9 protein-coding genes are annotated in these 12062 nt (G+C 49.8%); 5 read left to right on the top strand and 4 right to left on the bottom strand.

Annotated features, from left to right (window positions below):
- Positions 1-3 precede the first annotated feature (3 nt).
- From C170_RS18260 to C170_RS18240, 5 genes are all read left to right on the top strand, one after another.
- Complete coding sequence (locus C170_RS18260; RefSeq protein ID WP_036612648.1) at positions 4-885, top strand: nitrilase-related carbon-nitrogen hydrolase; 882 nt, start codon at positions 4-6, stop codon at positions 883-885.
- 49 nt (positions 886-934) lie between these two features.
- Positions 935-2302, top strand: a complete 1368-nt coding sequence (locus tag C170_RS18255) for an NAD(P)-dependent oxidoreductase (RefSeq protein WP_036612645.1) — start codon at positions 935-937, stop codon at positions 2300-2302.
- Positions 2303-2374: 72 nt separating this feature from the next.
- Positions 2375-3670, top strand: coding sequence for an NAD-dependent dihydropyrimidine dehydrogenase subunit PreA (gene preA / locus C170_RS18250; RefSeq protein ID WP_036612641.1), 1296 nt, complete (start codon positions 2375-2377; stop codon positions 3668-3670).
- Positions 3667-5112: a dihydropyrimidinase gene (gene hydA, locus C170_RS18245; protein ID WP_036612638.1), complete on the top strand. Its 1446-nt coding sequence runs from the start codon at positions 3667-3669 to the stop codon at positions 5110-5112. The genes preA and hydA overlap by 4 nt, the downstream gene beginning before the upstream one ends.
- A complete protein-coding gene (locus tag C170_RS18240) occupies positions 5112-5339 on the top strand; it encodes a hypothetical protein (protein ID WP_036612635.1) in 228 nt (75 codons plus the stop codon). The genes hydA and C170_RS18240 overlap by 1 nt, the downstream gene beginning before the upstream one ends.
- A gap of 16 nt (positions 5340-5355) precedes the next feature.
- Here the strand turns inward: C170_RS18240 and C170_RS18235 are convergent, their stop codons facing one another.
- From C170_RS18235 to C170_RS31515, 4 genes are all read right to left on the bottom strand, one after another.
- Entirely contained in the window at positions 5356-7032 is a 1677-nt protein-coding gene (locus C170_RS18235; RefSeq protein WP_036612632.1) for a PucR family transcriptional regulator, read from the bottom strand.
- Between the two features lie 339 nt (positions 7033-7371).
- Positions 7372-10596: an efflux RND transporter permease subunit gene (locus tag C170_RS18230; RefSeq protein ID WP_036612629.1), complete on the bottom strand. Its 3225-nt coding sequence runs from the start codon at positions 10594-10596 to the stop codon at positions 7372-7374.
- Positions 10597-10629: 33 nt separating this feature from the next.
- Positions 10630-11577 carry a TetR/AcrR family transcriptional regulator gene (locus C170_RS18225; protein WP_036612627.1) on the bottom strand — a complete coding sequence of 316 codons (948 nt, stop codon included), beginning with the start codon at positions 11575-11577 and terminating at the stop codon, positions 10630-10632.
- Positions 11578-11791: 214 nt separating this feature from the next.
- Positions 11792-11923, bottom strand: coding sequence for a hypothetical protein (locus tag C170_RS31515; protein ID WP_268748587.1), 132 nt, complete (start codon positions 11921-11923; stop codon positions 11792-11794).
- Positions 11924-12062: the final 139 nt, after the last annotated feature.

Here is a 12062-nt window from a genome sequence, read left to right as displayed (position 1 = left end):
GTTATGAGCAAAATCAGCATCGGATTAATCCAGGCTTCCCATGAGATTGAAGGTTCGGCTCCCGTTGAGGTACATAAGGAGGCTGCGGTTCAGAAACACATTGCGCTGGTCCGTGAAGCGGCTGCAAGAGGGGCCAAGATCATCGGGTTGCAGGAAGTATTCTATGGGCCGTACTTTTGCACAGAGCAGAATCCCAAATGGTATGCATCCGCTGAACCGGTGCCGGAAGGACCGACGACCAGACGTTTTCAGGAGCTGGCAAAGGAGCTTGCGGTGGTGATTATTTTACCTGTATACGAGGTGGAGGGCATTGCTTCGTATTACAATACGGCAGCCGTTATAGATGCGGATGGTACGTATCTGGGCAAATACCGCAAACATCATATCCCGCATGTGGAAGCAGGTGAGGGCACGAATGGTTTCTGGGAAAAGTATTATTTCAAACCAGGTAACCTTGGGTTTCCGGTTTTTGATACAGCCTACGCCAGAGTGGGTGTGTACATCTGTTATGATCGTCATTTTCCGGAAGGGGCACGATTGCTCGGGCTGGCGGGGGCAGAGATAGTGTTCAATCCATCCGCTACGGTTGCGGGTACATCGGAATATCTGTGGAAACTGGAACAGCCTGCTCACGCGGTAGCTAACGGCTATTATGTTGCAGCCATCAACCGGGTCGGTGTAGAAGCGCCGTGGAATATGGGTGAATTTTATGGACAGTCGTACCTGGTCGACCCGCGAGGCAGAATGGTAGCGATCGGCAGCCGGGACCAGGATGAGGTCGTCATTGGCGAGATGGATACGGAGATGATTCGTGAGGTGCGTAATGTGTGGCAGTTCTACCGCGATCGCAGGCCGGAAACGTACGAACATCTGGTTAGTCTGTAAAAGTAGCTGGAAGCTGCGCGGATCAAACTTCAGGAGGTGCATGACATTGATGAACAGCTCAGGAACAACGTTATCCGATTATGGGTGGGAGAGTCGTTTTGCCGAGATGAAACCCGCCATGACAGGCAAGGAAGCGATGGAGGAGTCAAACCGCTGTCTGTACTGTTACGATGCACCTTGTATCAAAGCCTGTCCAACCGACATTAATATCCCTTCTTTTATTAGCAAAATATCCACAGGGCACCTGAAAGGATCGGCCCGCACCATCATGGATGCAAATCCGGTTGGAGCCAGCTGCGCACGTGTCTGTCCCACAGAGGAATTGTGTGAAGGTGCATGTGTTCTGAACGAATCGTCGAAGCCGATTCGCATTGGTGACTTGCAGCGTTACGCCACCGACTGGGCGCGGGCGAAGAATGAGCCGTTATTCCAGGCAGCACCTGCCAATGGGAGAACCGTTGCTGTTGTGGGAGCCGGGCCTGCGGGATTGTCGGCGGCACGTGAACTGGGGCGTGCAGGGTATGAGGTGACGATCTATGAAGCCAAACCCAAAGGCGGCGGGCTGAATACGTATGGCATCGTATCTTTCCGTTTGCCCGAATCGGTTGCGCTATGGGAAGTGGAGCAGGTGGAGGCACTTGGTGTGCAGATCCGTTATGGGGTGCGCATCGGTGTGGATATTCCTGCTTCGCAGTTGCTGGAGCAGCATGAAGCGGTCATTCTGGCCTGTGGCATGGGTTCAGTACCTAAGCTGGGCATTGAAGGGGAGACATTGGAAGGTGTCTATGATGCGATTGAACTGGTGGAGTCTACCAAGCAAGGTGTTCCGCCCGCGCTGAATGGTCTGAAGGTTGCCGTTATTGGCGCGGGCAATACGGCGGTAGATGCAGCGACCTGTTCGGTACGTCTTGGTGCCGAGCGGGTGCAGATGTTATATCGGCGCGGGGAAAGCCAGATGACGGCTTATGCGTTTGAATATACGTTTGCCAAGCAGGAGGGTGTGGAGTTCCGCTGGTTTACGATGCCGCAGCGAATCATTGGAGACAAGAACGGTCGGGTTCAAGCTGTGGAATGTGTGAAAATGGAGCTAATTACCCCGCCTGGTGGTGGGCGTGCGTTGCCCGTGCCTGTGGAGGGATCGGAGTTCATGATTGAATGTGATACGGTCATCCGGGCGATTGGGCAGCATCGGTTATTACCATTAATCGAAGCGTTTGGGCTGCGTCACCAATGGGGCGTCGTTGAGATCGAACCGCATACGTACCGTACCTCGCATCCTCAGATCTATGCGGCAGGAGATGTCATTTTTGGTCAGGGCCAGGGTGAGGCGATGGTTGTCTCGGCTGCACAGCAGGGTAAGCTGGCTGCCGGCGCAGTCATGAAGGCATTACCTGGACAGGTGGAAGAGACGGCGTGAGTTGTGAGCGAGACAAGGTACGGAGTGTCCAGTGTAACTAATATGTTCAAACAACACCAAGGAGGGATCGTTATGGCTGACTTATCCATTAATCTGGCAGGTATTCGATCACCCAATCCATTCTGGCTGGCTTCTGCACCACCGACCAATACGGGATATCAGGTTCAGCGTGCGTTCGAAGCGGGCTGGGGTGGCGCGGTGTGGAAGACACTGGGTGAGCCAATTATCAATACATCCTCGCGTTTCGCGGCGGTCCATTTTGGTGGGCAACGGGTGGCGGGGTTTAATAATATTGAATTGATATCCGATCGTCCGCTGGAAGTGAATCTGCGGGAGATTGCCGAGACCAAGAAACGCTTCCCGGATCGTGCGGTTGTCGCTTCACTGATGGTGGAACCTACGCGGGAGAAGTGGCATGAGATTGTGAAAAAGGTGGAGGCTGTCGGTGTGGACGGCCTGGAGCTGAACTTTGGCTGCCCACATGGCATGGCCGAACGAGGTATGGGAGCTGCCTCCGGTCAGCAACCTGACCTGGTCGAACTCCAGACGATGTGGGTGAAGGAAGTGGCGACCACACCGGTGATTGTAAAGCTCACGCCGAATATCACGGATATTACGGCAACTGCCCGGGCAGCTGTACGAGGTGGCGCGGATGCGATCTCTCTGATCAATACGATTAACTCCCTGGCAGGTGTGGATCTGGATTCGTGGAATACCGTGCCGCATGTGGGCGGCAAAGGAGCACACGGCGGATACTGTGGCCCAGCGGTAAAGCCCATCGCACTGAACATGGTTGCCGAGTGTGCGCGTAATCCTGAAGTTGGTGTACCGATCTCAGGGATTGGTGGCATATCCGACTGGCGGGATACCGCAGAGTTTCTGCTCATGGGCGCTACAGGGGTTCAGGTATGTACCGCAGCGATGCATCATGGATTCCGTATTGTGGAGGAAATGATTGATGGGCTGAACGATTATCTGGATGAAAAGGGTCTGAGCAGTGTAGCAGAACTGGTAGGTCAGACGGTTCCACGTTACTCGGATTGGGGCAATCTTGATCTGAACTACAAAGTCGTCGCCCGCATCAACCGCGATATCTGCATCAATTGCAACAAATGCCATATTGCTTGTGAGGACACCTCGCATCAATGTATTGATATGTTGACCGACCCGTCCGGCTCCTATCTGGAAGTGGTGGAAGAGGACTGTGTTGGCTGTAATCTGTGTTCGATCGTTTGCCCGGTGGATGGGGCGATTGAGATGGTTGAACTTGTACCTGAGCAGGAACCTGTAACCTGGAATGAACGGCAGTCTGCGATTGCGATGTTGCAATCGGTTAGAGATCAATCAACCAAGGAGGCGATATCATGAGTACTCGCAAATTGATTCGTAATGGTGTGTTGGTTACGGCGTCAGATACCTTTGAAGCAGATATTTTGATCGAAAAGGGTAAAATCACACAGATTGGCATCGGACTGGTGCCAGACGAACGAATGGAGGTTGTAGATGCAGCGGGCTGTTACGTCATTCCGGGCGGGATCGACCCGCATACGCATCTGGATATGCCCTTCGGTGGAACGGTAACGGCGGATGATTTTGCGACGGGAACGACAGCAGCGGCTTTTGGCGGTACAACAACGATCATTGATTTTTGTCTGACACAAAAAGGCCGTCCATTAATCGAATCTCTCCAGGAGTGGCATGCCAAAGCCGAGGGTAAAGCTGCCATCGACTACGGTTTCCATCTCATGATTGGCGAGATGAATGATCAGGTGCTAGAAGAGCTGCCGCAGATCATTGAAGAAGAGGGTGTGTCATCCTTCAAGGTGTTCATGGCGTATAAAAACCAGTTTCAGGCCGATGACGGGATTCTCTTCCAGACGTTGCAAAAGGCAAAAGAGTACGGCGCACTCGTCATGGTTCATGCCGAGAACGGGGATGTCATTGACCTGCTGGTTCGACAGGCGCTCGCCGAAGGGCGCACGGAGCCGATTCATCATGCGCTGACTCGTCCATCCATGCTGGAGGGAGAAGCAACAGGGCGTGCGGCGCGTCTGGCTGCACTTGCGGATTCACAGCTGTATGTGGTGCACGTGACCTGTGCCGAAGCAGTGGAGCAAATTGCGCGTATGCGTGAAATGGGCTACCGGATCTGGGGGGAGACCTGTCCTCAGTATTTGATACTGGATCAATCGATCATGGATCAGCCGGACTTTGAGGGTGCAAAGTATGTTTGGTCACCTCCGCTGCGGGAAGTAGCGCATCAGGAAGTGTTGTGGAATGCATTGAAAAGTGGTCAGTTGCAGACGATTGGCTCCGATCATTGCTCGTTTAATTTCAAAGGGCAGAAGGACTTGGGCAAGGATGATTTTAGCAAAATTCCTAACGGGGGGCCTGTCATCGAAGATCGTCTCAGCATTCTGTATTCCGAAGGTGTAGTCAAAGGAAGGATCACACTGAATCAGTGGGTTGATCTATGTTCGACAAGAGCGAGCAAGTTATTTGGACTATTTCCGCAGAAAGGGACTCTCGCTGTCGGGACAGACGCGGATATCGTTATTTTTGACCCCTCTGTAAACAGGGTGATCTCGGCAGATACGCATCATATGAACGTGGATTACAGTGCATTTGAAGGTATGCAGGTACAGGGATGTCCGGTGACGGTGTTGTGCCGCGGGGAGTATGTCATTCGAGATCGGCAGTATACCGGAACAGCAGGGGCAGGCCAATATGTGAAGCGCAACAAGTATGATGCAGGCGCGCCCATACCGATGAAACATCCTGTGACGGCAGTGAATGGAGGGAGAAGCTGATGTTGGATCATGATGTGTTTGAGACCGAGAGGATCGCCATAGAGCGAATGGTTGCACAGGGTTATCGGATCTATGCGGTACGGGAACATCTGGAGGGTGCTCACGTCATATGGGGGCACCCGGATCTTCCCGAAGAGAAACAAGAGCAATACGTAGGCACGGCGTCTGGACGGAAGTGGTTCAGTCACATCCTGATTCGCCAGCTTCAGGAGCAACGGGGAGCGTAGACCATACTGAAGCTCTTCATGCGATCGGGCCGTGTACGTACTCATAAGCGTAGATGGCAAGTTCGATCGCGACCCTTTTCTCGGGGAGGATATAGTCTTCTCCCAAAAGGGCTTCGATTTTGTCCAAACGGTGATACAGTGTCTGTCTGACGATATATAGAGCGGTGGCCGTCTCTTGCTTGGAGCAGCACAGGACCAAATATTGCTTGAGGGTCCGCAGCAGCTGACCTCCTTTCTCCACATCGTAACGAATGAGCGGCCCCAAATATTCTTCGATGAAATCATCCAGATTGCCACTCTGCTTCATACTAGCGATGATGCGGTAACAATGAAGATTACTGTAAAAGGGCTGCTGCATCACACCGATGTCCTTCTGAATTCGCAGTGTCTCCTTCGCGGATTCCAGACTATCCTTGAGACGGGAGAGGTCTGTGCAGTTATGACTGATACCGATCAAGCCTGAGAAGAGGCAGTGGGTCTGTTCCTGCTCGTGCTGCTGCAGCTGCTCGATGCAGCGCCAGAGACTGCTTTTACGCTGAGATCCAGGTAGTGGGTCGAGAATGATAAGGATGATCTGGTGGTTCAGAACGGTGCTGTAGAGGGTGAAGTTCTCCCGAGAAAATACCGACCGGGCGACGATGTTACGTTGGATCAACAACTTCTGAAGTCTGAGGCTATCTGTGTATGCTGGATTGCTGTCGAATAAAATAATAGTGGCTTTGCTCGTTGCGAGAAGGGGATTAACGGTAGATATATATTCATGGATTTCCTTCGTGGAGTGGTGTCCGTTAAGCCAATCAATGACCCACATATCTTCTTTGTAGCGGCGTTTCTCTTCCATGTATTTGGTTCGCATCCAGTCCTGCGCAATCGCGGCCGCGCATCGTTCTAGTGCCTGAATGACGAATTCATCCGAAGGTTTGATCGGTATGCTTGAATCTTGATCCGTCAGCTTTTGATGCCTCAGCACAAGGTCGGCAAAGGTGTAGTCCAACGCCTGAACAGGCATGCTGATCACATCCAATGTGTTATCTGACAGCTGCATTAAATTCGAAATATCCTCCCCCGCCAAATGTTCCCGCTGCAAAAACCAATCCTGCCGTCGCTTCTCCAGCTGCTCTGGAGAGCAGTAGGGAACGCTACTTGCTTCCCCTTCAAGTGGATATAACGCCACGGCATATCCGGTTGTTCGTGACAATAATCGAAGCAGAGGTTGTACGCCATCTCCATTCAGAAGAAGTTGGTTAAATGAGGTGGTGAGACTATCGAGTTCAGCGATCATCCGCTGATGACTGCGAATCAGGGTGAAATGCAGGTCTTGCGTAATATCGATATAACGGACTTGTTCGTGAAACCAGATCAACGGAAAATCCGCTGCTACTGCAATTTCTTTCATAGCCCTGAGTTGCGACTTGGTGTGATCCCCCAGTTCCATACAGAGTCCGGCAGCCCCGCGTGCAATTAACTGACGCAAAAAAGACAGGCCTTGCTGCTCACCCTCCTGCCAGCCAATGCCTGTTGTCAGCACCAATTCCCCGCCATTGAGCAAGTCCCCCACCTCGGGAACCTCCATGATATGAACCCAGCGAACATACCGCTCCAGCGCACGATCACTGGCCAGGACTTCTGCCTTGCGAAACACAGGACGTTTTAACATGTCTCTGACTTGAATATGAAGCGTTGTCTCCCCCACACAACCACCATCCTTCCCAAATCACATGTGATCTATCTGGAGTCTGGAATCCGTCAACTTACATAATTAATCCATATTATAATTCTATTTACAGCCAATGGGCTGAAATCTAACGTTCATTTGTTTCAAATGACAAATGGGACTGTTCTTTTTGTGATTTTGATTAAAATAAATAATTTATATGTCAGTCTATGTCTCGTGTGAATTACATAAAAAAAAGCCCCTTAACATCACATCGGAATTCAATCATTCCAATATGCGCTAAGGGGCGAGAAGCTAATATTATAGTCTACATTTAAGTTGTACTCGAACCGTTACATGAGTACAATCAACGACTTCTTAATCTTCGATTCTTTTCTTTTTAAATTTCATCAGGAACTCATACACAATCGGTACGATAACCAGCGTGAGCAGCGTGGAGCTGATCAGACCACCGATTACGGTAATTCCTAATCCTTTCGAGATGATCCCCGCACTTTCTTCGAGGCCCGTAACCAGTGGCAACAGGGCACCGATAGTTGCGAGAGCGGTCATCAGGATTGGACGCAGACGAGTTGCACCGGCTTCCAGCAAGGCTTCACGGGTAGGCATACCCTCTTTTTCCTTGTGAATAACACGGTCGATCAACACGATAGCGTTGGTGACCACGATACCGATGAGCATCAGTCCACCCATCATGGCGGAGACGTCGAGCGTACCACCAGCGATGAACAGACCTACCATAATACCAATGACCGTAAATGGCAGGGAGAACAGGATTGCGAATGGTGCCAATCCGCCGCCGAATGTAACAACGAGCACGAAGTATACAATGGCGATGGCCGCCAGCATGGCGAGACCCAGTTGAGTAAAGGTATCATTAATCTGTTCGGTTGTACCGCCGAACTTCACTTCAACGCCATCAGGCAGATCCAGTTTGTCGATCTCAGCCTGTAGGTTACTCGAAGCTTTCGTTACATCCGAAGCCAGGATGTTGGCTGTAACTTGTACAACAACTTTACCATCAATTTGCATAATGGAGTTCGGGGACGTACCTTCTTCCACTTTGGCAACATCTTTGATTGGTACTTCAATGCCAAGCGGTGAAGTGACGGTTTCATCCTCAATCTCTTTAATGCTGCTGAATGATTTGTTGTCTGTCTCTACATATACTTTGTACGTTTTGTTATCAATATCGACTTCCGTAAGCACAGGACGTTCCCGTGCCGGGCTCAGCGTCATCGCCAGTTGGCCTGCAGTCAGGCCCAGGGAACTTAATTTCTCCTGATCCGCCACGAGCGTATACTGCCCGTAGGTGTCAGCAAGTGTTGTATCTGCTTTTTCAAAATTATCCTTATCCGCTTCAACCAGTTTCAGAATTTCATCCGATACAGGTTTGAGTTGCTCTACATTATCGCCATAGATGGAGAGACTCAGGCCGCTACCACCCAGACCGCCGGACATGTCGAGCTCATTCCAGGTACCTACGGTAACTTCTTTCTTCAGACCTTCTACAAGCTGTTCCTTCACTTTGGTAAAGTCTTTCGTGTCTTCGTTATATTCAATATAGAATAGAGCCGAGTTGGAACCACCGCCACCCATGCTGCTCAGTGGATTACTTCCGCCGATGGAATATTGCATTTTCTCCAGACCTGGTTGTTCCAGCAACCACTTCTCGGCAACGAGTGCTTCTTTTTCGACATCTTCACGCAAAGCTCCGGTTTGTGGGCTGTACGTAATAGTCACGTATTTATCCTGTTGTTCTGGCAAGAAGCTTGCACCGATGAACGGGTACAGGAACAAACTGCCGACCAGCAAGATCACTGCAATACTGACTGTGATGAGTTTGTGTGACAGGGTCCAGTTCAGCAGGCGTTTGTAACCTTCCGCCATTTTGCCTGGTTTTTCTTCGTGATTCTGTTTGTTCTTCAACCCTCCACGGAACAGGGTGTGCGCAAGCATCGGCACAATGGTAATGGCAACGATCAGGGATGCCAGCAAAGCGAATACCATGGTCAGTGCAAATGGCGTGAATAACTCACCGACCATACCGCTTACCAATGCCAGTGGCAGGAATACCGCAATAGTTACGATCGTGGAAGAAAGGATTGGCACAAACATCTCGCGAGTTGCTTCGCGGACTAGTTCACGGCCTTTTAATCTCTCACCTTTGAGTGTTAATCTGCGGTAGATGTTCTCGATAACAACGATGGAGTCATCGACAACCCGTCCGATGGCAACCGTCATCGCACCCAGCGTCATCATGTTCAAAGTAATATCCATCATATTGAGAGCAGTCAATGCCATGAGCAAGGAGAGCGGGATCGAGATAATGGAGATAATGGTTGAACGAATATTACGCAGGAAGAGCAGGATGATCAGGATGGCAAACAAGGCGCCAAAAACGGCTTTGCCCAACATCGTGTTCACCGAGTCCTGAATCGGCTTACCTTGGTCAAGCAATACAGTCAAATCAGCATTTTTGAACTGCGATTGCAACTCTTCAGCTTTATCTTTGACTGCGTTAACGACATCAACCGTGTTGGCATCGTTGGATTTTACAATGGAAATACCAATCGATTCCTTGCCGTCTGTCCGGGAAATGGATTCCGCTTGACCGATGACTTCGATCTTGGCAATTTCACTTAATTTTACTGTCGGGATACCAGCTGCGTTGGCAGCAGCTGAAGGGCTACCTACACCGGCATTACCACCAGCGGCTTGGTCCGTTCCTTGTGAAGCACCTGGAGCGGTACCTTGACCAGCTTCACCAGTTGGTGCTCCAGAGCCTTGTGGGGCTGCGTTTGAACCATTGCCTGCGGAAGCACCGGCACCGCCGGGTACAACTGGAATGGCAAGGTTTTTCAGATCATCGATGTCGATGATGTTGCCATCTACAACAACGGCTTTCTGGGATTTATCCAGTTCAAACAGTCCAAGGGGCACACGAATGGATGAACCTTGAACAATGCCGTTTACCGTATCTTCCGTTAGGCCCAGCTCGGCCATTTTGGCTTGGTCAAACTTCAATTGAACTTCTTTTACATATTGACCGGACACCTGAACCTGAGCTACACCGTCAATGTCTTCGAGTGCAGGCTGAATATCCGATTCAACCAGTCGTGTCAATTGTTCCAGGTCACCGCCGTCCTTGTCGGACAGGCTCAGAGATACAACCGGGAAAGAGTTAATGCTGAACTTGGAAATGGTCGGCTTCTGCACACTGTCAGGCAGTTGAACTTCATTCAGTGCCTCACGAACGGTTGCAGTTGCGTTGGTCAGATCTGTTCCATAATCAAATTCGAGTGTGATCGATGCTGCGTTCTCCATAGAAGTGGAGGTCACCGTCTTCACGCCATCTACATTGCGTAGTTTTACTTCCAGCGGCTTCGTGACATCCTCAACAATTCCCTCCGGTGCAGCCCCCGGATCAATGGCAGTGACATTCAGAAACGGTACGTTGATGTTCGGGATTGTCTCTTGTTTCATCGTCAATCCGCTGTACAAACCTGCGAAAGAGATGATAATCGTCAGAATCCAAATCGCAAACTTGTTGTTCAGTGAAAAATTAATAATACCTTTCATACGATGGTTTCTTCTCCTCTCTGTTTCTCCTGTTTATGTGTGTGACGAGTCAGCTTGGATGAACCGGCTATACATGGCATCCAGAATATGCTGAAGCTCGGAGTGCAAAGATTGAATGGCAGTTACGTTCTCCAGATTGTGCATCATGCCCAGAATAATGGCACGCCGCGGTGTGAATTCCATCATCTCCTGCCGGAGAATGGCAATGGTCTCAAGTACATCATTCTTTGGTTGCCCAGCAGGCAATTCGGAGGCAGCAATATCCTGCATTTGCTTGATAATATGAATAGGATGCCGCATCACCGTGGAATCCGGATGGGGTTCGGTAATCCATGCAGGCCAGTCCTCCAAAGGAATCAAAGGCAAAGGTCGCTGCTTAAGGAATCCGTGCGCTGCATAGTCCATCATTTGCAGTAAATTTGTTGCCATCTTGGTAACAGTAAGGGAAGGCATCTCCGTAAACCAGATCTTGACGTAGGAGAGGAACAGTCCCTGTGTCAGCAAAATAAGGTCAATCGTATAAGGTTCAATCTCCGATCCGTACTGCTCCTCCAGCTTATCCTTAAACCAATGTAAGGTACGTACCTCCAGATCTCTTTGCAGCGGATGGCATTGTTCCTTGCGTTGCTGTTCATCATCCATCATCATGCTGCGCATCTGTACTCGCAAAAACTCCTTAAGTTCGGCAACATGGATGAGCAGTGTCTCAATCTGCTTGTGCAGACGTTCACGTGAGGTAAGGCTGGTTTCATGCTCGATCTGTGTCATCTCGTCCATGAGCGTGTACATGCAGTACTCCAGAGTACTGGCTTCTAATTCCTCTTTGGATTTGAACATGATGTAGAGGCTGCCTTTGGACATCCCGCATAATTCTGCAATCTCTTGCATGGATGTTGCAGCACTGCCTTTGGATGAGAATAACTTGAGTGCTGTAGTAATGATGAGCTTTTTCTTCTCATTCATCTCATGTATAGGGTTCATTAACGATGCATTCACCTCATCAGGGAACTTGTGAGTTCTTGAATTGACTTTAAGGTCAAAATAAGTATAAACGATCTGGTTAAAGGAATTCAAATGGGAGTAAATTGGGAAAATGTATATGGGGAAAAGTGGCTGATCAAAGGGAAGGAGAGACGGCAAGTAACAAGGTGCAGCTTGTATGTACGATAGGGATAAGGTATCAAGAACGTTTAAGTTAGTTTCCTCCAGTGAAGGCGTACAAGGCGAGTATAATAATAGCGATTAGAGCGATGAGATAGAAAATGGCCATGGCGATCAGAAGGGTATACCCGGTAAAAGAGCCCATGTGTGCCAATAATTTTCTCATGAATACGACATCCTTTCTTACGTGGCAAAGTATAAAGAGGTTCCCTATTTATATCATTCCCCAAAAAAGACGACTTCCTGATCGAAGTCGTCTTTTTTATATTACAGAATTTAATAGATATCATAATGGAAGCTAAGAA

The sequence above is a fragment of the Paenibacillus sp. FSL H7-689 genome, from assembly GCF_000517905.1.
GTDB classification, from domain to species: domain Bacteria; phylum Bacillota; class Bacilli; order Paenibacillales; family Paenibacillaceae; genus Paenibacillus; species Paenibacillus amylolyticus.
The sequence above is the reverse complement of the archived record's forward strand: the minus strand, read 5'-3'. Positions and strand labels throughout refer to the sequence as shown.

What these genes read in the sequence shown, in the direction of transcription:
- C170_RS18260 (WP_036612648.1), top strand. Translation starts at nt 4, where the DNA reads ATGAGCAAAATCAGCATCGGATTAATCCAGGCTTCCCATGAGATTGAA.
- C170_RS18255 (WP_036612645.1), top strand. Translation starts at nt 935, where the DNA reads ATGAACAGCTCAGGAACAACGTTATCCGATTATGGGTGGGAGAGTCGT.
- preA (WP_036612641.1), top strand. Translation starts at nt 2,375, where the DNA reads ATGGCTGACTTATCCATTAATCTGGCAGGTATTCGATCACCCAATCCA.
- hydA (WP_036612638.1), top strand. Translation starts at nt 3,667, where the DNA reads ATGAGTACTCGCAAATTGATTCGTAATGGTGTGTTGGTTACGGCGTCA.
- C170_RS18240 (WP_036612635.1), top strand. Translation starts at nt 5,112, where the DNA reads ATGTTGGATCATGATGTGTTTGAGACCGAGAGGATCGCCATAGAGCGA.
- C170_RS18230 (WP_036612629.1), bottom strand. Translation starts at nt 10,596, where the DNA reads ATGAAAGGTATTATTAATTTTTCACTGAACAACAAGTTTGCGATTTGG.
- C170_RS18225 (WP_036612627.1), bottom strand. Translation starts at nt 11,577, where the DNA reads ATGAACCCTATACATGAGATGAATGAGAAGAAAAAGCTCATCATTACT.
- C170_RS31515 (WP_268748587.1), bottom strand. Translation starts at nt 11,923, where the DNA reads ATGAGAAAATTATTGGCACACATGGGCTCTTTTACCGGGTATACCCTT.